26 protein-coding genes and 1 pseudogene are annotated in these 21891 nt (G+C 67.1%); 13 read left to right on the top strand and 14 right to left on the bottom strand.

Translation table 11 applies throughout. The annotated features are described in order from the left end of the window. Positions 1 to 91: 91 nt before the first annotated feature. The gene (locus tag RJ05_RS14175; RefSeq protein WP_104898064.1) at positions 92 to 391 is read right to left on the bottom strand and encodes a hypothetical protein; all 300 of its coding nucleotides are present in this window, start codon (positions 389 to 391) and stop codon (positions 92 to 94) included. Positions 392 to 805: 414 nt separating this feature from the next. Next, complete coding sequence (locus RJ05_RS14170) at positions 806 to 1465, bottom strand: cyclodeaminase/cyclohydrolase family protein (protein WP_081597321.1); 660 nt, start codon at positions 1463 to 1465, stop codon at positions 806 to 808. 105 nt (positions 1466 to 1570) lie between these two features. Between RJ05_RS14170 and RJ05_RS14165 the strand changes: the two genes are divergently transcribed. After that, positions 1571 to 2611, top strand: a complete 1041-nt coding sequence (locus RJ05_RS14165; RefSeq protein WP_036537638.1) for an LLM class F420-dependent oxidoreductase — start codon at positions 1571 to 1573, stop codon at positions 2609 to 2611. A gap of 97 nt (positions 2612 to 2708) precedes the next feature. Here the strand turns inward: RJ05_RS14165 and RJ05_RS14160 are convergent, their stop codons facing one another. The 7 genes from RJ05_RS14160 to mftR form a co-directional block, all read right to left on the bottom strand. Beyond that, positions 2709 to 3050: an STAS domain-containing protein gene (locus tag RJ05_RS14160; RefSeq protein ID WP_036537637.1), complete on the bottom strand. Its 342-nt coding sequence runs from the start codon at positions 3048 to 3050 to the stop codon at positions 2709 to 2711. A gap of 84 nt (positions 3051 to 3134) precedes the next feature. Continuing rightward, a complete protein-coding gene (locus RJ05_RS14155) occupies positions 3135 to 5420 on the bottom strand; it encodes a SpoIIE family protein phosphatase (protein ID WP_036537636.1) in 2286 nt (761 codons plus the stop codon). A 16-nt stretch (positions 5421 to 5436) separates the two neighbouring features. Continuing rightward, positions 5437 to 6063: a SpoIIE family protein phosphatase gene (locus tag RJ05_RS14150; protein WP_036537635.1), complete on the bottom strand. Its 627-nt coding sequence runs from the start codon at positions 6061 to 6063 to the stop codon at positions 5437 to 5439. After that, the gene (locus RJ05_RS14145) at positions 6056 to 6436 is read right to left on the bottom strand and encodes an anti-sigma regulatory factor (RefSeq protein WP_036537652.1); all 381 of its coding nucleotides are present in this window, start codon (positions 6434 to 6436) and stop codon (positions 6056 to 6058) included. Before RJ05_RS14145 ends, RJ05_RS14150 begins: the two co-directional genes overlap by 8 nt. Before the next feature lie 22 nt (positions 6437 to 6458). Beyond that, positions 6459 to 6845 carry an STAS domain-containing protein gene (locus RJ05_RS14140; RefSeq protein ID WP_014351609.1) on the bottom strand — a complete coding sequence of 129 codons (387 nt, stop codon included), beginning with the start codon at positions 6843 to 6845 and terminating at the stop codon, positions 6459 to 6461. A gap of 10 nt (positions 6846 to 6855) precedes the next feature. Continuing rightward, positions 6856 to 7749: an STAS domain-containing protein gene (locus RJ05_RS14135; protein WP_014351608.1), complete on the bottom strand. Its 894-nt coding sequence runs from the start codon at positions 7747 to 7749 to the stop codon at positions 6856 to 6858. An 86-nt stretch (positions 7750 to 7835) separates the two neighbouring features. Beyond that, positions 7836 to 8501 carry a mycofactocin system transcriptional regulator MftR gene (gene mftR, locus RJ05_RS14130; protein ID WP_036537633.1) on the bottom strand — a complete coding sequence of 222 codons (666 nt, stop codon included), beginning with the start codon at positions 8499 to 8501 and terminating at the stop codon, positions 7836 to 7838. A gap of 65 nt (positions 8502 to 8566) precedes the next feature. On the opposite strand from mftR, the gene mftE reads away from it, so the two are divergent. Together mftE and mftD are read left to right on the top strand one after the other, a co-directional pair. Then, positions 8567 to 9268 (top strand): mycofactocin biosynthesis peptidyl-dipeptidase MftE, encoded by a 702-nt coding sequence (gene mftE / locus RJ05_RS14125; RefSeq protein WP_036537631.1) that lies wholly within the window; start codon positions 8567 to 8569, stop codon positions 9266 to 9268. Next, positions 9265 to 10476, top strand: coding sequence for a pre-mycofactocin synthase MftD (gene mftD, locus RJ05_RS14120; RefSeq protein WP_036537630.1), 1212 nt, complete (start codon positions 9265 to 9267; stop codon positions 10474 to 10476). Before mftE ends, mftD begins: the two co-directional genes overlap by 4 nt. 36 nt (positions 10477 to 10512) lie before the next feature. Here mftD and RJ05_RS14115 read toward each other — a convergent pair whose 3' ends face one another. Beyond that, the gene (locus RJ05_RS14115) at positions 10513 to 10983 is read right to left on the bottom strand and encodes a MarR family winged helix-turn-helix transcriptional regulator (RefSeq protein ID WP_036537628.1); all 471 of its coding nucleotides are present in this window, start codon (positions 10981 to 10983) and stop codon (positions 10513 to 10515) included. 249 nt (positions 10984 to 11232) lie between these two features. Here RJ05_RS14115 and RJ05_RS14110 point away from each other — a divergent pair, with 249 nt between their 5' ends. The 4 genes from RJ05_RS14110 (at position 11233) to RJ05_RS14095 (ending at position 14413) form a co-directional block, all read left to right on the top strand. Next, positions 11233 to 12912 carry a fumarate hydratase gene (locus tag RJ05_RS14110; RefSeq protein ID WP_036537627.1) on the top strand — a complete coding sequence of 560 codons (1680 nt, stop codon included), beginning with the start codon at positions 11233 to 11235 and terminating at the stop codon, positions 12910 to 12912. Positions 12913 to 13215: 303 nt separating this feature from the next. Further along, on the top strand, positions 13216 to 13773 hold the full coding sequence (locus tag RJ05_RS14105) for a M15 family metallopeptidase (protein ID WP_051016564.1): 558 nt from the start codon (positions 13216 to 13218) through the stop codon (positions 13771 to 13773). 61 nt (positions 13774 to 13834) lie between these two features. Continuing rightward, complete coding sequence (locus tag RJ05_RS14100; protein ID WP_036537626.1) at positions 13835 to 14113, top strand: type II toxin-antitoxin system RelE/ParE family toxin; 279 nt, start codon at positions 13835 to 13837, stop codon at positions 14111 to 14113. A 9-nt stretch (positions 14114 to 14122) separates the two neighbouring features. Next, positions 14123 to 14413 (top strand): HigA family addiction module antitoxin, encoded by a 291-nt coding sequence (locus tag RJ05_RS14095; RefSeq protein WP_036537625.1) that lies wholly within the window; start codon positions 14123 to 14125, stop codon positions 14411 to 14413. Between the two features lie 58 nt (positions 14414 to 14471). Here RJ05_RS14095 and RJ05_RS14090 read toward each other — a convergent pair whose 3' ends face one another. Then, on the bottom strand, positions 14472 to 14894 hold the full coding sequence (locus tag RJ05_RS14090) for an SgcJ/EcaC family oxidoreductase (protein ID WP_036537624.1): 423 nt from the start codon (positions 14892 to 14894) through the stop codon (positions 14472 to 14474). Between the two features lie 131 nt (positions 14895 to 15025). Here RJ05_RS14090 and RJ05_RS14085 point away from each other — a divergent pair, with 131 nt between their 5' ends. The 3 genes from RJ05_RS14085 to RJ05_RS14075 all read left to right on the top strand — a co-directional run bounded on the left by RJ05_RS14085 (position 15026) and on the right by RJ05_RS14075 (position 16573). Continuing rightward, a complete protein-coding gene (locus tag RJ05_RS14085; protein WP_036537623.1) occupies positions 15026 to 15847 on the top strand; it encodes a helix-turn-helix domain-containing protein in 822 nt (273 codons plus the stop codon). Between the two features lie 134 nt (positions 15848 to 15981). After that, a complete protein-coding gene (locus RJ05_RS14080; protein ID WP_036537622.1) occupies positions 15982 to 16260 on the top strand; it encodes a type II toxin-antitoxin system RelE/ParE family toxin in 279 nt (92 codons plus the stop codon). A 10-nt stretch (positions 16261 to 16270) separates the two neighbouring features. Beyond that, positions 16271 to 16573: a HigA family addiction module antitoxin gene (locus tag RJ05_RS14075; protein ID WP_036537621.1), complete on the top strand. Its 303-nt coding sequence runs from the start codon at positions 16271 to 16273 to the stop codon at positions 16571 to 16573. A gap of 99 nt (positions 16574 to 16672) precedes the next feature. On the opposite strand, the gene RJ05_RS14070 is transcribed toward RJ05_RS14075, so the two are convergent. Together RJ05_RS14070 and RJ05_RS14065 are read right to left on the bottom strand one after the other, a co-directional pair. Beyond that, a complete protein-coding gene (locus tag RJ05_RS14070) occupies positions 16673 to 17287 on the bottom strand; it encodes a dihydrofolate reductase family protein (protein WP_036537620.1) in 615 nt (204 codons plus the stop codon). A gap of 241 nt (positions 17288 to 17528) precedes the next feature. After that, positions 17529 to 18473 (bottom strand): annotated as a pseudogene (locus tag RJ05_RS14065) (ADP-ribosylglycohydrolase family protein). 54 nt (positions 18474 to 18527) lie between these two features. On the opposite strand from RJ05_RS14065, the gene RJ05_RS30890 reads away from it, so the two are divergent. The 3 genes from RJ05_RS30890 to RJ05_RS14055 all read left to right on the top strand — a co-directional run bounded on the left by RJ05_RS30890 (position 18528) and on the right by RJ05_RS14055 (position 20812). After that, positions 18528 to 18695 carry a hypothetical protein gene (locus RJ05_RS30890; RefSeq protein WP_156090824.1) on the top strand — a complete coding sequence of 56 codons (168 nt, stop codon included), beginning with the start codon at positions 18528 to 18530 and terminating at the stop codon, positions 18693 to 18695. A 69-nt stretch (positions 18696 to 18764) separates the two neighbouring features. Next, positions 18765 to 19130 (top strand): hypothetical protein, encoded by a 366-nt coding sequence (locus tag RJ05_RS14060; protein ID WP_036537619.1) that lies wholly within the window; start codon positions 18765 to 18767, stop codon positions 19128 to 19130. 491 nt (positions 19131 to 19621) lie between these two features. Then, positions 19622 to 20812: an AAA family ATPase gene (locus RJ05_RS14055; protein ID WP_249040555.1), complete on the top strand. Its 1191-nt coding sequence runs from the start codon at positions 19622 to 19624 to the stop codon at positions 20810 to 20812. Positions 20813 to 21234: 422 nt separating this feature from the next. Here RJ05_RS14055 and RJ05_RS14045 read toward each other — a convergent pair. Then, positions 21235 to 21891 (bottom strand): tetratricopeptide repeat protein (locus RJ05_RS14045; protein WP_036537617.1); only part of this gene is annotated, 657 nt, incomplete at its 5' end.

The raw sequence follows: 21891 nt of genomic DNA, 5'->3' as shown, positions 1-21891 counted from the left end.
AATCACTGGCGCCGAAGGGGTGCGGCGCAAGCAGGCAGCAGTGCACTGCTGCACGGACAACAGACGAATGCCCGAGACGTCGTGGAGTGATCTACACGGCGCCGGCTCCCGCCCGATCCGGGGCCAGCGTGAACGCCGCGCGGCCGGTTGCCGTCGCGTTCAGGGTGTACCTGGCTCGGCGTAGAACCAGGCACTCGGGTGAGCAGTAGCGGTGGATGTCATGGGCGCGGCGTGCCTGACCCACGGTCAGCTCGCCGGGATCGGCCGAGCAGTCCGCGATGTTGGAAACGACCTGGCGCACCGTGATGACGTCGATCCTGGATTCCTGTTCCGTCTCGCGGTCCAGTTCCGGTTCGAGCGCCGGGGGCGCCGTGATGTACCCGATCCTCACCGTTACCTCCTGCATGTCGAGCTCGAGCTATCAGTTACGGCAGCCGTTGCGGCTGCCGATCGCGCTGGTGACTCGTGGTGACGCACAAAGCAGGTGAAGCCTGAAATCGATCCGTGAAGTGATGCGTATCACGTGACCGCGGCCCAGTGTACGCGCACTCAGTTACCTACTCGGCAGTTCGCAGGTGGAAGGAGGTTTCTGTGCCGGAATATTCGCCGAATCGTGCGTCTACAGTGCAGTTGTGGTGGGAGCCGGTGCCTTTCGAGCGGGCTCGACCGTGACCTCGAAAGGTTCGTTTAGCGGTTTTAAGCCGTGCTGGCTATGTGTGAGCTACCTATTTCTGGGTACTCCGGACGCGCGTCGGCCCGGCCGCCGTGGCAGCCGGGCCGAGGCTGGGAAAGGCGATGCCGGAATTCAGCCGCGCACGGCGTGCAGCACATCCGCGTGCAGGGCGTCCGCGCGGGCGGTGATGGCCTCGATCCGTCCGAGAGCGGCCGCGAAAGCGGCGCCGTCCTCGGCCGACAGCGAGCCGACGTTGATCTCGATATTGAGTCGCGAACTCGTCGCGGCCGCGCGGGCGGCATCGGCGGCGGCACCGATGTCGGTGACCACATTGGGGTTGCCGATCGGCAGCAGCTCGGCGGCCAGCGACAGCACCTCGTCGGCCTCGTCGACCACGGCCGCGGGCACCCGGGCGGCCTCGATCAGCGCCGCGGTGATGGCCGCGCCGCGCGCCTCGGTCTCCTCGGGGGTGGTCTTGGGCAGCTTGTAGGCCGCGCCCACCGCGGTGAACGCGGCCGCGTCGGCGTCGGCGAGCGCGAGGGCGCGCCGGCGAGCCGCGTCGGCGGCCTCGATGATCCGGTCCACGACCGGACGGTGCTCGGCGTCTTTGGCCCTGGTGGTGTAGCGGGCGACCATCGCGATCAGCGCGGCCCCCTGAGCGGCGTGCAGGGCGGCGACGGCGCCACCGCCGGGCGCGGGCACCTTGGCCGCCAGATCGGCCAGATATCCGGCGACGGTGGCGTCGGCGAAGCTCGGCGCGAGATCCGGATGCGAGGTGGACGGCTGCGACACGGCGGTGTGGCCTTTCGTTGTGCTACGGCGGGGCGCACCCACGCTACCGCGATGCGGGTGTGGCCGGTGGCAGGCGGTGCGATAGCCGTGGCTATGTTGAGTGCTATGCGGATCGGATTGGGTATCAATTATTCGGGGGGCTTCAAGGAGGTCGCGGCCGAGGTCGCCGATCTCGAGCGGGCGGGCCTCGACGTCGTGTTCGTTCCGGAGGCCTACTCCTTCGACGCGGTGAGCGCCCTCGGGTATCTGGCCGCCAAGACCGAGCGCATCCAGTTGGCCTCGGGCATCTTGCAGCTCTACACCCGTACCCCGAGCCTGACCGCGATGACGGCCGCGGGCCTGGACTTCGTCTCCGACGGCCGGTTCGTGCTCGGCCTCGGTGCCTCCGGACCGCAGGTGATCGAGGGCTTCCACGGCGTGCCCTACGACGCGCCCATCGGCCGCACCAGGGAACTGGTGGAGATCTGCCGCAAGGTGTGGCGGCGCGAGCGGCTCGAATACGACGGCAAGTACTACCAGATCCCGCTGCCCGCCGAGCGCGGCACCGGCCTCGGCAAGGCGTTGAAGCTGATCAATCATCCGGTGCGCGAACGCATTCCGGTGCTGCTGGCCGCGCTCGGTCCGAAGAACGTGCAGCTGGCGGCAGAGATCGCCGAGGGCTGGCAGCCCATCTTCTTCCTGCCCGAACAGGCCGAGAAGGTGTGGGGCGATGCGCTCTCGGCCGGTCTGGCCCAGCGTGATCCGGCCCTCGGCCCCCTCGAGGTGTACGCGGGCCCGGCACTGGCCATCGGTGAGAACGTCACGCCGCTACTGGAATTCGTGAAACCGCATCTGGCGCTCTACATCGGCGGCATGGGCGCCAAGGGCAAGAACTTTTATCACACCCTGGCCACCAAGTACGGCTACGGCGCCGAAGCCGACCGCATCCAGGAGCTGTATCTGGCCGGCAAGAAGGACGAGGCGGCCAAGGTGGTGCCCGACGAGTTGGTGCGCGATATCTCGCTGGTGGGCCCGGCGAGCTTCGTCAAGGAGCGCGTCGCCGCCTTCGCCGAGGCCGGTGTGACGGTGCTCAACGTGGTCCCGATGGCGGCCACTCCGGCCGAGCGCGTCCGGCTGATCGAGCAGCTGCGCTCACTCTGTGACTGATCGCGCGGGCGGGCCCGTCCCCGGGACGGGCCCGGCGCGCATGCACACGGGCCCCGTGCCGACTCGTCGTCGGTGCGGGGCCCGTGGTGTGGTGGGGTCAGTTGCCTCCGCGCAGTTCGGCCAGGGCCGCGTCCAGCGTGGTGTGCAGCGCGAACACCTGGTCGAGGCTGGTCATCTTGAGCTGACGGCTGGTGGCGGGGCCGTCGGCGACCACCGCGATCGCGGTGGTGTCACCGGCGCGCTGGTGTGCGGCGACCAGGGCCGCCATGCCCGCCGAGGCCAGGAAGGTGACCGCGGTCAGGTCGATGATCAGGCCCGCGGGCTCGCTGCCGAGGGCCGCGTCGATCGCATTCTCCAGGGCGGGTGCCGTGGCCAGGTCGACCTCCCCGGTCACCGTGAGCACGGTGGCCCCGTCGCGGGTGGCGACGGTGGTGGTCATCGTGTCGGTGAGGGGATACGCGTCTCCGGAAGTGTTTGTCACATCATCACAATCTGCCATGATCCGGGCGATCCTGCCGAATCGTCACCCGGATACCTGTCGGTTGGTTCCACGTAGCGGGTTGGCCACCGGGAAAGCGATCGCCGGCAACGTCACCGACATCCGCACCCTGGTACCGGACCCGCTGTGGTCGATGTCGAGCTCTTCGGTGAGCGCACGCATCATATCCAGTCCCCGGCCACGGTACCCGCGATCGGCCGACTGTGGCTTCCAGTTGCCGGTGTCGGTGACCTGGATCTCCACCTTCTCGGTATCGCAGCGCGCACTCAGCTCGACCACGCCCGATCCGGTGTCGCGGTAGGCGTGCTCGATGCTGTTGCTGCACGCCTCGTTGGCGGCGGCGACGAGGTCGGAGGCCAGATCGTGCGGCACGGCGGCAGCGGTGAGCCAGGCTTTGAGGGTGCGCCGCACTATCGACAGCTGTTCCGCTCTGGCGGGCACCTCGACGTGCAGCGGCGTGGGCGGCTGCCGGTAGACGACCATGGCGACGTCGTCGTCGTAGCCGCCGGCCGGGCGCAGCCGCGACAGCACCGCGTCGGCCACTTCGTGCGGCAGCCGCTCATGGGTCTCGGCCAGCACATCGGCGATCTGATCGAATCCGTCGTAGATGTCGACCCCGCGCTGTTCGACCAGCCCGTCGGTGAACAACACCAGCGTGGAGCCAGGGGGCAACGGTGTCGTCGCCTCGGGGCGTCGCGGCATGTCGAAGGTCGCCAGCGGCACCGCGCGGCCGCCCTCCAGCATCCGCCCGGTGACGCCCACATCGGCCAGGATGGGCGGCATATGGCCGGCGTTGCTGTAGCGCACCAGGCCGCGGACCGGGTCGAGCACGGCCGCGCACACCGTGGTGCACATGGCGCCGGGGATCCGGGCGGCGACGGTGTCGAGTTCGGCCAGCAGCTGCGCCGGACCGGCCCCGCGCAGCAGCAGGGCGCGTGCGGCGGTGCGCAGCTGGCCCATCACCACCGCCGCCGACAGGCCACGGCCGACGCAGTCACCCACCACCACGCCGATGGTGCCGTCATTCAAGGGCACCACGTCGTACCAGTCGCCGCCGATCTCCAGCGGCGGCAGTGCCGGTTCGTAGTGCACCGAGAACCGCGGCGGCAGCTCGATCGGGCCGAGCATGGCACGCTGCAAGGTCAGCGAGGTGGAACGGGCCTGGTCGAAGTTCCGTGCCCGCTGCACGGCCAGGCTGAGGTGACCGATGAGCAGCGAGAACAGTGTCCAGTCGGCGGCGCCGACGACGCGCGGCGCGGCGAAGCGCAGCCACAGTGCGGCGTCGGCGGTCTCACCGAGCGGGGCGACGATGCCCTCGGCCCGATCGGCGCCCTCGGGTACCGCGATGAGCGTGCGACCGGGCCGCAGCCTGGCACGCTCGAGCAGCCCGCGGGTTTCCGGCGCCAGGACCTGCACCGGCTGCGGTTCGCCGACGGCATCGGGTTCGGCGTCCACCGCCGCGCCGGACACATACACCTCCGGCTCGCCCTGCCGGGTGGGCCAGACCGCGACCACCGCGGTCTCCGCGCCGACCGTGCGCCGCAGCTCGTCCAGGCCGACCTCGAGCACCTCGGCGACGCTGATGGCCGAGGCCACCGCCGTCGCCAGCCGCGAGGCCGCCTGGTCGCGGGCCTGGGCGTCGTGTTCGGCGGTGACGTCGCGAATGGTGCCGACGAAAATGCGTTCGTTGCCTTCGGGCTTGACCAGCGTGCTGGTGCTGACCGCGAGCCAGCGGTCGCGGCCGTCGCGATGACGGATCTGGGTGACGAAGCGCAGCGCTGCGGTCCCGAGGTCGGGATAGCGCTGCCCCTCCGGCAGCGACCACGGATGCGGCAACGCGTACGGAACCTCGTTGGCGCCGTACCCGGTCAATTCGCCGAAGGCCGAATTGACCTCGATGATGGTGCCGTTGGCATCGGCGACGAAGAACCCGTCCTGCAGCGATTCCACCAGCGCGGTGCGGAACTCGTCGCGTCCGGCCAGATCGTCGGCGCGCGAACGTTGCTGCTCATAGCGGCGGGTGCCGTCGAGGTAGCCGCGGGTGGCGACGTCGAGGGTGATCAGGGTTTGCAGCAGGAATTCCAGTGCGGATTCCTCGAGCGTGCTCGTGCCCGGCGCGCCCGCCTCGGCCTGCACCTGTTTGACGACCCGGTAGTGGTTCTCGGTGAGGTCGAGCAGGCTGATGCCCTCGACCAGCGCCCGCCGTCCCAGCTCATGGCCTTCGGCGAGGCTGTCGTGGGCGGGGGAGCGCAGATGGCGCCGCAGCGCGTCGGCGTAGTCGTCGAGGAAGGCGGCAAGGACCGTGCTCATCGTCGGCACCCACCGCTCATGAGGTTCCGTTCACGCCACGCACCCTGGCCGCCAGGACCAGGGCGTCGTCGCTGGCTTTGGCGTTGTTGTCCAGCAGCGCGGCGGTGATGTCGACGGCCGAGGTCGACAGGTCGATGCTGGTGCCGGAATCGATGACGACGCCGTCGGTCGACATCAGCAGCAGATCTCCCGGCCGCACCGCGACGGTCTGCGGTTGCAGATGCGGTGGCAGCCGGTAGCCGACGATGCCGCCGGTCTGCAGCACGGTCGCGCTGATCGCGGGGCCGGTGGGGCCGGCGGTGAACAAATGGGTGTCGACGTTGCCCACGCCGAGCCACTGCACCGAATCCGCGCCGAACAGCGCCAGCGATACCGCGGCACCGCGGGTGTCGGCCATGGCCCGATGACACAGCACCATCAGCTCGTCCAGCGGTTCGCGGCGGTGATCTGCGAGCACGCGGGCTGCGCGGTCGACCGCGGACGCGGCTGCCTGGCCGTGGCCGAGCCCGTCCAGGACGGCGAACAGCGCGCTCCCGTCGCCGGTATCGAGCACGACGCACCGATCGCCGGAGATCTGCTGTCCGGGTAAGGCGCGACCGGCAACGGCCCATTCGATCCGGCCGATGAACCCGTCATCATGCACCGTTGGGTACCCACTTCCACATCTCCACCAACGTGCCGCGTCCGGGGCCCGAGTCGACCGTGAGCCGGTCCATGAGTCGTTTGGCGCCGGGCAGCCCGAGTCCGAGCCCGAGGCCGGTGGAGTAACCGTCTTCCATGGCGCGGGCGATATCGCGAATGCCCGGACCGTTGTCGCTGGCCTGCACCACAAGGGCCTGGCGGCCCTCGCGTTCGTCGACGAGTAATCGGATCTCGCCGCTGCCCGCGTAGCTGGTGATGTTGCGCGCGACCTCGGAGATGGCGGTGGAGATCATGGTGCGGTCGGTGAGGGAGAAGCCGAGTTGTTCTGCCAGTTCACGTCCGGCCTGACGAGCGGTGACGATGTCGTTGGACATTTTCACCGCGATGACTCTGTCCTCAGCGGCCACTGTCACGACCGTCTCGCCGCCGGGCAGGGACATTGCTGTTCAGCCAGGCCAGGCCCTCTTCCAGGTCGAGGGCCGTGTGCATATCCTCGAAGGTGAGGCCGAGCTGGACCATGGCGAACGCGACTTCGGGTTGCAGCCCGACGATGACGGTCTGGGCGCCGCGCAACTGCGTCATATGCGCGATGGTGCGCAGCGATCTGGCAGCGAAGGAGTCCATCACGTCGATCGCGGTGACATCGACGATGATGCCGTGCGCCCGGTACTTGCTGACCTGGGTCATCAGGTCGTCCTGTAGACGCTCGGTATCGGCATCGGTCAGTGCCGATTGCACCGACGCGATGAGATATGTGCCCTGTTTGAGAATCGGAACCGGCATGGGCGGCTGATCAACGCCCGCCGCGCTCGGAGACGCGGGAGATCTCGTAGCCGAGCAACCGTTCGGCCTCCTCGATACCACCCTGGAGGTCGCCGACGGCGTTCATCTTCGACAGGTCGAGGCCGATGGTCACCAGGGTGAGCGCGATGTCCGAGGACAGGCCGGTGATGATGACGTTGGCACCCATCAGACCGGAGGCGTCCACGGTCTGCACCAGGTGGTTGGCGACGGTCTGGTCGATTTCGGGCACACCGGTGATGTCGATGACGACCACCTTGGCGCGGTTGGCCCGGATCGCGCGCAGTAGCTGTTCGGTGAGCTGGCGGGCGCGCTGGCTGTCGAGCACACCGATGATCGGCAGGATGAGCAGTTGCTCACGGACCTGCAGCACCGGGGTGGACAGCTCGCGGATGGCTTCCTGCTGCTGGCGGATGACGCGTTCGCGCTCCTGGACGAAGGAGACGCCCACGGTGTTGGCGATGCGGTTGGCGGCCGGCTCGTAGGCGTCGAGGACGTCGTTGAGCAGTTCGAAGTTGGACTGGTACTTCTCGAACAGGGAGCGGGCCAGCACGTCGCGCAGCAGCAGCACGATGCCGAGGATCTCGTCGGTCTCGACGCCTCGGGGAATGATGCGCTCGGACAGGTCGCGCGCGTAGGCCTGCAGCGCTTCGACGCTACCGGTCTCGAGGACCTCGACGTAGTTGTCGAAGATCGAGGTGGCCTCGGAGAAGATCTCCTCCGGCGTCATGGCGGTCAGCAGGCGGGCATCGGTGATGCGGCGCGCCCATTCTTCCCGCAGCACGGTGCGGTTCTGACGCAGGTGCTCGACCAGCTGCGGAAGCAGATTGTCGACCGGTCCTGCGGCCAGTGAGTCCGCCGAAAGGCTCATGGACACCTCGGACATGGAAACTCGTGCCCCTTTCGACGGGTCTGTCGGGCCGTGCTGGACGGCCTTGGTTGCGCTCGGCGGCGTGCCGATATCGAGCCTAGTCATACCCCAGCCGTCGTGCCGTCGAAACCACCAGGTCGTGCTGCCGCGTCGTGGTGTCGGTCACCGCCGGCCGCGGACTGCGGCGCGAAGCCGTGTTCCAGGGCCTCGAGCACCTCGTCGAGGTAGACGGTGAGATCGGTATCGGCCCGGGTCAGCCAGGCATCGAAGGCCGCGCGGGCGGCGGCGAGGGTCGCGCGTCCGACGGCCATCGGGATCAGCGCGTCCTCGGGCTGGCGCAGGCGCGCGGCGGCGAAGGAGCTGACGGTGCGCTCCCAGGCGTCGTAGTGTGCGCCCGCGGTGGCGGCCAGCGCTGGCACGGTCGCGACCAGTTGCATGCGGGTGCGCAGTTCCGGCACATCCTCGGCGCGGTAGCGGTTGGCGTTGACCACCACCCGGCGCACGGCCGTCATCATCGGGATGTCCGGGTCGACGGTGGCGAACGCCTCCCGCAGGGCCTGCACCTCGGCGTCGAACTGATACCAGAGCACCTCGGCCTTGCTGGGGAAATAACGGAAGAAGGTGCGCCCGCTGACGCCGGCGGCGGCGGCGATCTGCTCGACGGTGGTCTCATCGAAGCCTTGTTCGCTGAACAGCCGCATGGCGATGAGTTCGAGCTCGCGCTTGCTGGTGCCGCGCGGGCGTCCCCGGGTGCTGTGTGCCGTCACGGCTATTGATTATGCGGCCCGGCGGCCTATTGATTATGTCAGTGAGTGACGTTAATGTCGGCGCCATGATGGCGGATCTCACATGGAGCGAGGCGGGCGAATATGTCGCCGCCGGTGTGATCCTGGCCGTGCCGATCGGTTCGACCGAACAGCACGGCCCGCACCTGCCGCTGTCCACCGATGCCGATATCGCGCTCGCCCTGTGCGCCGGCCTGGCCGCGCGACGCTCGGATGTGCTCGTCGCACCCGCTGTGCCGTACGGCTCGAGCGGCGAGCACGCAGGCTTTCCCGGCACGCTGTCCATCGGCGCGGCCGCCTTGGAACTACTGACGGTGGAGCTGTGCCGCTCGGCCACCGACTCCTTCGACCGGATCGTGCTCGTCAACGGGCACGGCGGCAATGTCGAACCGCTGCGCCGGGCCGAGGAGTTGCTGCGCACCGAATCCCGTGACGTGCGCCTGTTCCTGCCGCGCTACGACGGCGATCCGCACGCCGGACGCACCGAAACCGCACTGCAACTGGCGCTTTCGCCCGACCGGGTGCGCACCGAACGGGCCGAGGCCGGCGATACCCGGCCGCTGCCGCAGATCCTGCCGCTGCTGCGCAGCGGGGGAGTGCGCGCGGTGAGCGCCAACGGCGTGCTCGGTGATCCGGCGGGAGCGACCGCCGCCGAGGGAGCCGCGCTGCTCACCGACCTGATCGACCAACTGACCGACCAGACCCGGCTGTGGTGGCCGGTGACCTCCCCCGAAAGGACCCAGCCATGAACCCGTGGTTCGAGACCGTCGCCGAAGCGCAGCGGCGCGCGAAGAAGCGGCTGCCGACATCGGTGTACGGCGCGCTGATCGCCGGCTCCGAACGCGGCCAGACCATCGAGGACAACCAGGCCGCCTTCACCGAACTGGGTTTCGCCCCGCACGTCGCCGGGCCGATCGGGGAGCGCGATCAGTCGACCACCGTACTGGGACAGCATATTTCGATGCCGGTACTGATTTCGCCGACCGGCGTGCAGGCCGTGCACCCCGACGGTGAGGTGGCCGTCGCCCGCGCCGCGGCCGCGCGCGGCACCGCGATGGGACTGTCCTCATTCGCCAGCAAGCCGATCGAAGAGGTGATCGCGGCCAACCCGGCGACCTTCTTCCAGTTGTACTGGTGCGGCAGCAAGGACGAGATCTCCGCGCGCATGGCCAGGGCCGAGGCCGCGGGCGCGGTCGGGTTGATCCTGACCCTGGACTGGTCGTTCTCGCACGGCCGCGACTGGGGCAGCCCGGTCATCCCGGAGTCGCTGAACCTGCGCACCATGATGAAGTTCGCGCCGCAGACGCTGGCCAAACCGCGCTGGCTGAGCGCGTATGTGCGTTCGGGCAAGCTGCCCGACCTCACCGCGCCCAACATGGCCGTCGGTGGTGCGCCCGCGCCCGGCTTCTTCGGCGCCTACGGCGAATGGATGGGCACCCCAGCGCCCGACTGGGACGATGTGCGCTGGATCTGTGAGCAGTGGGACGGCCCGGTCATGCTCAAGGGCGTCATGCGCGTCGACGACGCCCACCGCGCCGTCGACGCGGGCGTGGCCGCCATTTCGGTGTCCAACCATGGCGGCAACAATCTCGACGGCACCCCTGCCGCCATCCGGGCCCTTCCGGTGCTCGCCGATGCGGTCGGCTCCGAGATCGAGGTACTGCTCGACGGCGGTATCCGGCGCGGTAGCGACGTCGTCAAGGCCGTCGCGCTCGGTGCCCGCGCGGTCATGATCGGCCGCGCCTACCTGTGGGGCCTGGCCGCCAACGGGCAGGCCGGGGTGGAGAACGTGCTCGACATCCTGCGCGGCGGCATCGACTCGGCGCTGCTGGGTCTGCGCAAGACCAGCATCCGCGACCTCGATCGCAGCGATATCGTGGTGCCCGCCGGATTCGAACGCGCCCTTGGCGTTCCGGCCGCGAACGAGCACGGCGCCGCGGTGTCGAATCCCGCCTGACAATCGAAAAGGCCGGCTCACTCGTGGTGAGCCGGCCTATCTTTTGCCGTTCGAGGCGCGGTGATGCTTCAGCAGCACGTCGTAGATATCGGCCAGTGCTGTCAGCTGCTCGCGATCGAGGACATCGATCATGTGTCTGCGCACGCTCTCCACGTGGGCGGGCGCCGCGGTCGTCAAGACCTCCACTCCGCGCGGGGTGAGCCGGGCGGCGGTGCGCCGGGCATCGTCGGGAATGGGCGTGCGGGTCACCAGACCGCGCCGCTCCATCCGGGTGATCTGGTGCGAGAGCCTGCTCTGTGACCACTCCAGCTTGGCCGCCAGATCGGCGAAGGTCAGGCAGTGCTCGGGGTCCTCGGCGAGGTAGGCGAGGACCGAATACTCGACGTAGGTGAGGTCGGATTCCCGCGTCGAATCGCGGCCGACAGCGGCCGCGATCAGGTCGCGGGTCCGGACGAAACCCAGCCAGGCTCGCTTTTCGGCGTCATCGAGCCAGTGGGGGTCGGTCACGTTGGTGCTCCAATTCCGGCGGTTCGGGTCAGGTCCGCGCACCGGCGCACCGCGCGATACCTGCTGAAACGAGAGTTAGCACCACCGGGGTTGAACGTGCAACCTTTTGTGGCCGATCCCAGTCGGTTCACCGTTGGATAGGGTTGCCTAACCGCGTGTGTGCTCCTGATCGGTCGTTAGGCTCGCTGTGCTTCAGTCCAGCCGTGGCTGTTGCCGAGCCCGACACTTTGCCCGAAGGAGTGCGCTTCAGTGACCGCCGCGCCGGACTTCCGCTACTCAGACCTGCTGCCGATCGGTGCCGATGACACCCCGTACCGGTTGCTCACCACCGAAGGCGTCAGCACCTTCGAGCACAACGGCCGCACCTTCCTCCAGGTCGAGCCGGAGACCCTGCGCATGCTCACCGCCGAGGCGATGCACGACATCAGCCACTACCTGCGCCCCGCGCACCTGGCCCAGCTGCGCAAGATCATCGACGATCCCGAATCCAGCGGTAACGACCGGTTCGTCGCGCTGGACCTGCTCAAGAACGTCAATATCTCCGCGGGCGGCATCCTGCCGATGTGCCAGGACACCGGTACCGCGATCGTGATGGGCAAGAAGTCCGAAGGCGTGCTCACCGGCGTGGACGACGCCGAATGGATCAGCCGCGGCGTCTACGACGCCTACACCAAGCTGAATCTGCGCTACTCGCAGCTGGCTCCGCTGACCATGTGGGACGAGAAGAACACCGGCTCCAACCTGCCCGCGCAGATCGAGCTGTACTCCAACCCCGGCGATCCGGCCGACCCGTCCTACAAGTTCCTGTTCATGGCCAAGGGTGGTGGTTCGGCCAACAAGTCGTTCCTGTACCAGGAGACCAAGGCCATCCTGAACCCCACCCGGATGCTGGAATTCCTGGACGAGAAGATCCGCTCGCTGGGCACCGCGGCCTGCCCGCCGTACCACCTCGCGGTCGTCATCGGCGGCACCAGCGCCGAATTCGCCTTGAAGACGGCCAAATACGCTTCCGCGCACTACCTGGACAACCTGCCCACCGAGGGCTCGATGACCGGCCACGCCTTCCGCGACCTCGAACTCGAGGAAGAGGTCTTCCAGCTCACCCGCGAGTTCGGCATCGGCGCACAGTTCGGCGGCAAGTACTTCTGCCACGACGTGCGTGTGGTGCGCCTGCCCCGGCACGGCGCGTCCTGCCCGGTTGCCATCGCGGTGTCGTGTTCCGCCGACCGCCAGGCGCTGGCCAAGATCACCAAGGACGGTGTGTTCCTGGAGCAGCTGGAAACCGAACCGGCCCAGTACCTTCCCGAGCAGACCGAGGACATTCTCGGTGGCGACGTGGTGAAGATCGACCTGAACCGGCCGATGTCGGAGATCCGCGCCGAGCTGTCGAAATACCCGGTCAAGACCCGGCTTTCGCTCACCGGCCCGCTGGTGGTGGCCCGCGATATCGCGCACGCCAAGATCAAGGAGCGTCTCGACGCGGGCGAGCCGATGCCGGACTACCTGCGCGATATGGCCGTCTACTACGCCGGCCCGGCCAAGACCCCGGAGGGTTACGCCTCCGGTTCCTTCGGGCCGACCACCGCGGGTCGCATGGACTCCTACGTCGACCAGTTCCAGGCCGCGGGCGGCTCTTTCGTCATGCTGGCCAAGGGCAACCGTTCCGCGCAGGTGACCAAGGCGTGCAAGGAGCACGGCGGGTTCTACCTCGGCTCGATCGGCGGCCCGGCCGCGCGGCTGGCGCTGGACTGCATCAAGAACGTCGAGGTGCTCGAATACCCGGAGCTCGGCATGGAAGCGGTCTGGAAGATCGAGGTCGAGGACTTTCCGGCGTTCATCGTCGTCGACGACAAGGGCAACGACTTCTTCGCCGAAACCCAGAAGCCCATCGCGCTGCGCGTGCGCACCCGGTCCAAGGAGCGGGTCTGACCTCCCACATCCTGGACTCGGGCGAGTCATAGGTTATGCACATGATGGGGATGGGCTGTGGACAACCACAATCTTGAGTGGAACGGATTGCGCCGCAGCCCCTTCCCGTCCCGCCGAATCCGACATTCCCAGTGGTCAACGCCCTTGAGGCGGGCGACGGTGAAAACCATTGCCGCTGGGGCATTGTGATCCACAACACGTGGATAAACTTGTGGACAGTTGTTGTTTCAAGTTGTTCTGCCTGGTCGCGCTCGCACGGGCGTGAGCTGGGCCTCTCGGCGTGTCGCGCTACCATCGACGGCTATGTGGACAGCGAGCGAAGCACGGATCAGGTGCCTGCCGGTGCGGCGGGTGATCGCGGCCGTGGTGGCGCCGCTCGCCGTCGCGGTGAGCATCGCCGCGCCGTCCGCCCAGGCCGCGCCGGCATCCCGGCCCGCGCCGCCGCCGTCCGGCGCCGCCCTCGTCTGGCCGATCGCCGCAGCAGGCACCGAGGGCCTGAACCCCTTGCTGGCCCTGGCCTACACCATGGCCGCCGACGAAGCCCACGCCGCCGGCGTGCCCCTGTCCATCACCTCCGGCTACCGCACGCCCGCCGAACAACAGGCCCTCTGGGATGAGGGTCTGCGCACCTACGGCAGTCCCGGCGAAGCGCGCCGCTGGGTGCTGCCACCCGGCGAATCCACCCACGTCACTGGGGAAGCCATCGACGTCGGCCCGATCGAAGGTGCGGGTTGGCTGGAAGCGAACGGGTACCGGTGGGGACTGTGCCGGACCTTCGACAACGAGTGGTGGCATTTCGAACTCGCCACCTTCCCCGGCACCCCCTGCCCACCCCGCGTACCCGACGCCAGCGTGCGCTGAGGTCGCAGTAGGCCGGATAGTAACGCGTGACAATACTAACGCCGGACGTTAGTATTGAGGTGTGATCCGCTCCTTCAAGGACAGTGATGCCGAGGCTGTATGGAACCTCCGCTACACCAAGCGGATCAACGGACAACTCGCCAAGAAGGCCCGCGACAAGATGCAGCTGATCGACGCCGCCGACAACATCAACGACCTTCGCGTGCCGCCCGGCGACAGGCTCGAAAAGCTGTCCGGTGATCGTCGAGGCCAGTGCAGCATCCGCGTCAACGACCAGTGGCGCCTCTGTTTCAGGTGGGACGCAGGTGCACACGAACTAGAACTCGTCGACTACCACTAAGGAGGTGTCATGACCGACTTCAAGCCCACCCACCCCGGTGAACTCCTCCTTACGGAGTTCCTGGAGCCCCTCGGCATCAGCCAGTATGCGCTGGCAAAGGCCACCCAGCTGCCGCTGCCTCGCATCAATGCCATCGTGCATGGTCACCGCAGTATCACCGCCGATACCGGCCTGCGCCTGGCGCGCGCACTGAACCTGTCGGATATGTACTGGATCAATATGCAGGCCCGCTACGACGCTGACATGGCCCGGTTGGAGCTGGGTGACACGCTGGCCGGCATCGTCCCGCTGGCAGGCTGAACGACCTTCGTTCTCCGCTGGAGCGGCGGATCGCTACACCCCGTGATGACGGCCGAGGTCAGTTCACCGGCGGTGGAAAGCCGCCGATGCGGGTGTTCTGGAAGCTGCTGAACAGCCATTGCCCCTCGTGGCGAACAGCCACCCGGGTCTGGATCGACTTCTCGTCCGGATCCGGTGTCGCGCCCGGGGGTAGGGGACGCCCGGATCGGGTGATCAGGATCGCGGTATCCGGGGCCGGGAAACGCAGGTTCAGAATTTCGGGTTCGGGCATCCGGGTCCCCTTCATGAACCCGTTCAACCCTTCCTGCATGGTGGCCGCAATTGTCGCCCTGCCAGGGATGTATTCGCCGATCACCGAGACGAAGACGGCGTCCTCGGTGAAGGTGTCGGCGAAGGCGGCGCCGTCCGCGGCGGCCCATGCCTCGAGCTGAGCGTGCAGTAGTGCCCGCAGCTCCGTTTCGGTGGTGATGTCGTCGATCATGAGTTCTTCCTCTCCCTGATGGGCCCGATGGGCTCGGCGATGACGGTGCCAGGGCAGCGACCGCGTGCTCAATGACCCGACAGGTCATCGACCGATTGGGTCCGCGGCGGCAGGATCGCTAGTCTTCGGGAGTGCGTCAGGGCAACCAGGGTTCTCCGGTCGGCGCATTGTTGCGGCAGTGGCGGCTCCGGCGGCGGTTGAGCCAACTCGAGCTCGCCCTTGCCGCCGATAGTTCGGCACGGCACATTTCCTACCTCGAGACCGGTCGATCGCAGCCGAGCCGAGCAATGGTGCTGAAACTGTGCGCGGCGCTGGATGTCCCGCTGCGAGAGCGCAATACGGTATTGCTGGCCGGCGGTTTCGCCCCGGAGTATCGGGAGAGCCGGCTCGACGACGCGGAGCTGGCGTCGGCGCGGACCGCCTGGGAGACCATGCTCGCGGCGCACGAACCGTATCCGGCGGTGCTGGTGGACAGGTACTGGAACGTGATCACCGCGAATCGCGGCATGCAATTATTCGGCTCCGCAATCGCCGACGAGGTGGCCGCTGAGCCACCCAATGTGTACCGCATCGCCCTGTACCCGGAAGGGCCGGAGTCACCCGCCCGGATGGTCAACTACCGCCAGGTCCGGAAGTATCTGCTGGAGCGGCTGAACGGGCAGGTACGCGCGACCGGAGATCCGGCTCTGCGCGATCTCTACGACGAGGTGTCGGGCTATCCCATGCCCGCCGACCCCGACGAGCCGATCGACGAGGTGAGCCCGAGCCCGTTCTCGATCCCGGTCCACATTCGCACCGCCGCCGGCGACCTACGCATGTTCAGCACCACCATGACCTTCGGCGCTCCCTCCGACGTCACCCTCGCCGAACTGGCCATCGAGCTCTTCTACCCGCTGGACGACGCCACCGCGGCGATCCTGCACGACCTGGCTCGAGCCGGCGGGCTTCCTTGAGTCAGGCGTCTCCGGGTGGGCGGGTCCGGCCGGCGGCCGCGGTGGCGCGGTCTGTGCAGGCCGCGCCCGCTCGCTGAGCGTGTACCTGATGGTAACGCATGACAATACTAACGCCGTGCGTTAGCATTGTCGGTGTGATCCGCTCCTTCAAGGACAGTGACGCCGAGGCTGTATGGAACCTCCACTACACCAAGCGGATCAACGGGCAACTCGCTAAGAAGGCCCGCGACAAGATGCAGCTGATCGACGCCGCTGACAACATCAACGACCTCCGCGTGTCACCCGGCAACAGGCTCGAAAAGCTGTCCGGTGATCGCCGAGGGCAATACAGCATCCGCGTCAACGACCAGTGGCGCCTCTGCTTCCGGTGGGACGCAGGCGCACACGAGCTGGAACTCGTCGACTACCACTAAGGAGCGTGCCATGACCGACTTCAAGCCCACCCATCCCGGTGAACTCCTACTGACAGAGTTCCTGGAGCCTCTCGGTATCAGCCAGTATGCGCTGGCGAAGGCCACCCAGCTGCCGCTGACCCGCATCAACGCCATCGTGCACGGGCACCGCAGTATCACCGCCGACACCGGGCTGCGCCTGGCCCGCGCGCTGAATCTGTCGGACATGTACTGGATCAATATGCAGGCCCGCTATGACGCAGATATGGCCCGTTTGGAGCTGGGTGACACCCTGGCCGGCATTGTCCCGATGGCAGGCTCGATGGGTTCCTGATGTTCGGTGCCCCAGCCGATGTAACCCTGGCCCCTCTGTCGTCGTGGCCTCGACCCGGCGCAATGCAACAGCAGTCCACCCGGTGATCCAGCCGGAGTCTCACCCCCGGTAGTAATGCACGGAAATGGTGCTGGTGTCAGGGAAGGTGGTGGCGCTGGCGAGCTTCCAGCTCGATGCGTAGTCGTCAGGGAGCAGCCGCAGTCCGCCGCCCAGGGTGGTGGGGACGATGGTCAGGTAGAGGTCGTCGACGAGCCCTGCCGCGAGCAGTTGCTGAATGATGCTGGCGCTGTTGAGAACCAGGATGTCGCGGCCGGGCGCCTCTTTGAGCGCGCGCACCTCCGCTTCGAGGTCACGACCGATCCTGGCGTTGGTCCATGCGGCCTCGTCCAGGTCGGACTGCTCCAGGGTCGTGCTGAACACGACCTTCTCGACGGTGGCCAACCACCGCCCGAGATCGCGGGTGCGTGCGGAACTGGCCGGGTCCTCGGTCAACCCCGGCCACACCGCGGTGAACCCCTCCCAGTTCGTGCGCCCGAGCAAGGCGGTGTCCACACCCCGCCAGATCCCTTCGTAATAGATCTCGCTCTGCCCGCTCACAATATGGTCCATGCACCAGCTCATATCGTCCTCGGGCCCGGTGCTGCTGTACCCATCCATCGACACGGTGACCTCGGCGGCGACTCTGCGACCGGTGCTCTGGGTGCTGTTCGACATCTGCGGTATCCGTTCTTCGTTCTCGTTCGGGGTTCGCAGGGGTAGACGGGGCGCCGCTGCCGAACTCATCGGTGCGGGGGCTTTCACCGTCGCGCCGTGCCCGGCGCATCCCACTTCGCGGGGCATACTGATCCGGGTTGCTCGGCCCGTTTGTCGCTCCTGCCGTCGACTGGTGATCGTGATCGGCGGACTCGGTCCCCGCGTCGTCAGCGCGGAACCCAACTACCGCACCCCCGATAGCTCAGGAGCCTTCGGACCACCACCTGCGCAGCCTCCCGGATTTCGGGTGGGCCCGCCGGTGCGGGTCGAGCCGGGCGGGCAACGGTTCTCGTGCGGACAGCCAGGGCGTCGGGACTCCGGTCACCGGTCCGGTGCCCGCGCCGGTGTAGGCGGCGACGATCCCACCGGTGATGGCGCCGGTGGTGTCGATGTCGCCGTCCGCCGCCAGGCAGGTCGCGATCGCGGCCGGATAGTCACCGAGATGTGTGGCGGCGGCTCAGATCGCGAGCGGAACCGTGTCTTGGGCGGTCACCCGGGAACCGTTGCCTAGCTCGTTAGCGGCCACCTCGATCGGTGCGCCGAGCAGGGTTCGGGCATGGCGGATCCGCCGAGTGGTTTCGCCGTCGTCCATGTAGGGGAGGATGTCGTCGATGAATTCCGCTGGGGCGGAGTGTACTCCGGACATCCGGGCGGTCGCCGCGCGACCGGCTGCCACTGCCACCGCCACCGCACCGGCCACACCTTCGGGATGCAGATGCGTCACCTCAGCCGATCGAATCGCCTCGGCGACAATCCGCTCCGGATCCCCGGCATAGCACGCACCCAGTGGCGCCACCCGCATGGCCGCGCCGTTACCGCACGACCCCTGATGGTCGAACGCGGCGGCCGCGACGTCGCGCCAGTACGCGCCGTCGCGGATGCGACGCAACGAGTCGACGGTCATGAATCCATAGTCGCGCCCGCGATCGCACCGCTTCGCGAAGGCGGCGGCCAGCCGATCCTGGCCGATTCCGCCGTTGACACACAGTTCGGCGACCACGCTGCACGCCATTTCGGTGTCATCGGTCCAGTTCCACGGCCCACCGGTCAGCCGGCCCGTCCGAACGTCCTCGATCGTCCGGCGCAGAATGGGAAATACCGCGCCGAGCGCATCTCCTACGGACAGCCCGTCCAGTGAATCGAACATCAGGTCGATATGCATCGATAGCGATCGTAACTGCGTGCTGGGGAGGACTATTCGGTGCTGTGGTGCCGCCACATCGTCTGGGGCCTGAAACTCCGCGGTGCCCATACCGCATCGAGCGCCGTCGGTGTCGAGCTTCCCGCACGGATCGGCGTAGCTCGCGTGCTTGCGGACCTCGAGAACACCGCGACTTCGGCGGCGATCAAGCAGGCGCTTTCGACCTGAAGTTCGCCGTCGCTCCATCGACGGTGCTTCGCTACCTTCCGAGACATAGCGCGCCAACCGAGGAGATAGATGAGCATCCCCGTACCGCCGCGGACGTTGACCGATCTGGAGGTCGACGTCGTCAGGAAGTTGCTGTCGTCCGGGGTGCCGGGCGCGAGTGAGTACCTGACGCAACTGCCGTATGCGCGGGTGGTCGCCACCTGGGGCGTTGGCTCGCCCAGCGTCGACCTGGCGGTGGAGCCCGGCGCGGCGCCGGCATCCGTGTCGACGGACGGAATAGTCGCCAGCGGTGACGTGAGCGATCAAGACGGCAGGCCGGTCGGGGAAGTCATCCTGTGGGTCGAGGGTGGCTGGTTGAGCGGGATCGAGTACGCCTGGTACACCGACGAGCGACCACACTCGCTGCCCGATCCGAGCCGGATACGACTCCTGTAGTGCGCAAGCAGGCCGGACCGGCCTATGGCATCGGTGGGCAGAAACGCCGCAGCCTTGACCCGCAGCCTCACGGGCCGCCAGGTGAGGTGTCGGCTACGAATGTCTCCCTGAACTCGTGCCCTTGCGGTCTCTACCGGCGATTTCATGCGTCGGGAGCGCTGGGCAGTTTTGAGAGATATAGTTCTTAAAACTTCACTTCTACAAACTGGAGTAGCGTGGACAAACCGCTGGATATGTTCGACCGCGATTACGAGTGGGCGGCGTTGTCGAGATTCGTTGCCGATGATCAGGCCGGGGCCACCCTTGGAGTGGTGTCGGGCCGGCGTCGGCAGGGCAAGACATTCCTGCTCGAGGCGATCTGCCGAGCATCGGGCGGGTTCTACTTCGGTGCGACCGAGGCGGCCGACGCCGAGTCGTTGCGGCGGATCAGTGGCGCGTTGACCGAGCATCTGCGTCCGGCGAGCCCGTTTCACTTCGCACACTGGGCGGAGGTGATCGACGCGCTGCTCGCGTTGGGCGCCGATCGGCCCGTCCCAGTGGTGATCGACGAGTTTCCCTATCTGGCGAAGGCGAATCCGGAGCTGCCGTCGATCATTCAAGAGGCGTTCCGTCCGCTGCGTGAACAACGCGCGACCTCGCGCACCCGGTTGTTGCTCTGTGGATCCGCGTTATCTTTCATGGGCCGGCTGCTCTCGGGTAGTGCGCCGCTGCGGGGCAGGGCGGGTTTGGAGTTGTTGGTCCGACCGCTCGATTTTCGACTGGCCGCGGAGTTCTGGGGCATCACTGATCCGCACCTGGCGGTGCGAGTGAACGCGATCGTCGGCGGAACGCCCGCCTACCGCAGGGAATTCGCCCGCGGTGACGTTCCCGCCGACGCCGACGACTTCGACGCATGGGTCGAACGGACAGTGCTGAATCCGGAGACTCCGCTGTTTCGGGAACCGCGCTACCTGTTGGCCGAAGAACCCGACCTACGAGACGCGGCGCTGTATCTGTCCGTGCTCGGTGCAGTCGCGGACGGAAATGCGACACGGGGAGGTATCGCGGGCTATCTCGAACGCAAGGCGGCTGACCTCACCCACCCGATCACCGTGCTCGAAGACGTGGGTTTGCTCCATCGGGATGCTGATGTCTTCCGCCAGAACCGGTCCGCGTACCGGATCTCCGAGCCGCTGATCGGCTTCTACCACGCCATCATGCGACCGGTCTGGGATCAGTTGGAGCGTCCTGGAAGTGCCCATCGCGTGTGGCAGGCCAGCCGCCGCCGTTTCACGAGCAACGTACTCGGCCCTCATTTCGAGCAGATCTGCCGTGAATGGTCACTACACTATGCCGATCCAGACATATTCGGAGGGCTACCGGCTCGGGTCGGCCACGGCGTCGTCCACGACACCGCGACCCGAACCGGCCACGAAATCGACGTCGCCGTCATCGGTCTCAGCGATTCCGGTAAACCTCCGTTGCTGGCCATCGGCGAAGCGAAGTGGAACGACACTATCGGCCAAGCCCACATCGACCGCCTCAGGCACCTCCGCAACCTCATCGCCGATGCCGGCCGCTACGACACCAGCAATACTCGGCTGATCCTGTTCAGCGGTGCCGGGTTCAATAACAATGCGGCGAGCGCTGCAGAATCGGCATCGGACATCGCGCTGATCGGAACAAGGGATCTGTACAGCTAGTGTTGGCGTTTCGCCGGTCGCTAATCAGTTGTTCGCCTATGGATGGAGCCAACTATGGGATGAATACCCCAACGGAATATGCGCCAGCGGTGACGTGAGCGATCGCGACGGCAGGCTGGTCGGGGAAGTCATCCTGTGGGTCGAGGGTGGCTGGTTGAGCGGGATCGAGTACGCCCGGTACACCGACAGGTGACCTCGCACGCTGCCCGATCCGAGCCGGATACGGCTCATGTAGTTCAGATGCTCGACGATCCGCGGGTGTGTTGCGACATCCGGCGAACACAATGCGGAGCGGCGCTGCCGAACGCGTCCCCGAAGCCAGGTGCGCGGTCGGTCAGTGCCATGACATCAGTGCTCTTCACTGAGAAACTAATTCCGGGTCGTCACTCTTGATTGCCTTGCTTGCCAAACCGGATAGTCCTTCAGCCCCAGGTAGTGATTGGGTTCTGTCGCCGCGGAACGGCTTTTCCGACCAGCTCGGCAGTGAGGTCAGGGTCATCTACCAAGCTTCCCTGAAACCCGTAGCGGTCGTTGAATGGTCCGATGTAGCGATCAATGCGGATCGCCGCCCGGGTGATGCCGGCATGGGCAACAACCGCGTACCGGGTGTCCTTCCAACGGGCTGATTTCGGGTTGAATTTCCAGAACACCCGTGCGGAATCGAGCAATTGGCGCTCCGGCATACCCTCGAAGTAACCATGGCCGGAACGAGCACATGTACCTCCGCCCCAGGGCGTTTCATCCCACGAGGCTGGCTCATCGACCCACTGCCCGAGGCTTATCAACATGACACGCCGGTCCGTCCCCAGTTCGGGCAGCGGCGCTCCCGTGGAATGACTAGTGATCGGACCTCGCAGCTTTTCGTCCAGGCGTTGTGGGCGAAGATGCCCAGCCCGTTGCCACCACGCTGTCGCCTCGGCAACCTGGCCACGAAGGCGAAGGCGGACGGCGAGGTTGTGCATGGCGTCGGTGTGCCCAGATTCGGCGGCGCGCTGATACCAGGCCAAAGCATCATCGTGGTTTCGGGTCTTGTCGAACACGATGGCGAGGTTGTACATCGCGTCGGTGTCACCGTTGTC

Origin of the sequence: Nocardia cyriacigeorgica NBRC 100375 (assembly GCF_000308555.1) — a bacterium.
Classification (GTDB): Bacteria; Actinomycetota; Actinomycetes; order Mycobacteriales; family Mycobacteriaceae; genus Nocardia; species Nocardia cyriacigeorgica.
This window is presented reverse-complemented; position numbering and strand designations above follow the sequence as displayed.

Bases quoted from the DNA above. Each gene is read 5' to 3' on its own strand.
- RJ05_RS14165 (WP_036537638.1), top strand. From the start codon at position 1,571: ATGCGGATCGGATTGGGTATCAATTATTCGGGGGGCTTCAAGGAGGTC.
- RJ05_RS14160 (WP_036537637.1), bottom strand. From the start codon at position 3,050: ATGACCACCACCGTCGCCACCCGCGACGGGGCCACCGTGCTCACGGTG.
- RJ05_RS14155 (WP_036537636.1), bottom strand. From the start codon at position 5,420: ATGAGCACGGTCCTTGCCGCCTTCCTCGACGACTACGCCGACGCGCTG.
- RJ05_RS14145 (WP_036537652.1), bottom strand. From the start codon at position 6,436: ATGTCCAACGACATCGTCACCGCTCGTCAGGCCGGACGTGAACTGGCA.
- RJ05_RS14140 (WP_014351609.1), bottom strand. From the start codon at position 6,845: ATGCCGGTTCCGATTCTCAAACAGGGCACATATCTCATCGCGTCGGTG.
- RJ05_RS14135 (WP_014351608.1), bottom strand. From the start codon at position 7,749: ATGTCCGAGGTGTCCATGAGCCTTTCGGCGGACTCACTGGCCGCAGGA.
- mftE (WP_036537631.1), top strand. From the start codon at position 8,567: ATGATGGCGGATCTCACATGGAGCGAGGCGGGCGAATATGTCGCCGCC.
- mftD (WP_036537630.1), top strand. From the start codon at position 9,265: ATGAACCCGTGGTTCGAGACCGTCGCCGAAGCGCAGCGGCGCGCGAAG.
- RJ05_RS14105 (WP_051016564.1), top strand. From the start codon at position 13,216: ATGTGGACAGCGAGCGAAGCACGGATCAGGTGCCTGCCGGTGCGGCGG.
- RJ05_RS14095 (WP_036537625.1), top strand. From the start codon at position 14,123: ATGACCGACTTCAAGCCCACCCACCCCGGTGAACTCCTCCTTACGGAG.
- RJ05_RS14090 (WP_036537624.1), bottom strand. From the start codon at position 14,894: ATGATCGACGACATCACCACCGAAACGGAGCTGCGGGCACTACTGCAC.
- RJ05_RS14075 (WP_036537621.1), top strand. From the start codon at position 16,271: ATGACCGACTTCAAGCCCACCCATCCCGGTGAACTCCTACTGACAGAG.
- RJ05_RS14070 (WP_036537620.1), bottom strand. From the start codon at position 17,287: ATGTCGAACAGCACCCAGAGCACCGGTCGCAGAGTCGCCGCCGAGGTC.
- RJ05_RS14060 (WP_036537619.1), top strand. From the start codon at position 18,765: ATGAGCATCCCCGTACCGCCGCGGACGTTGACCGATCTGGAGGTCGAC.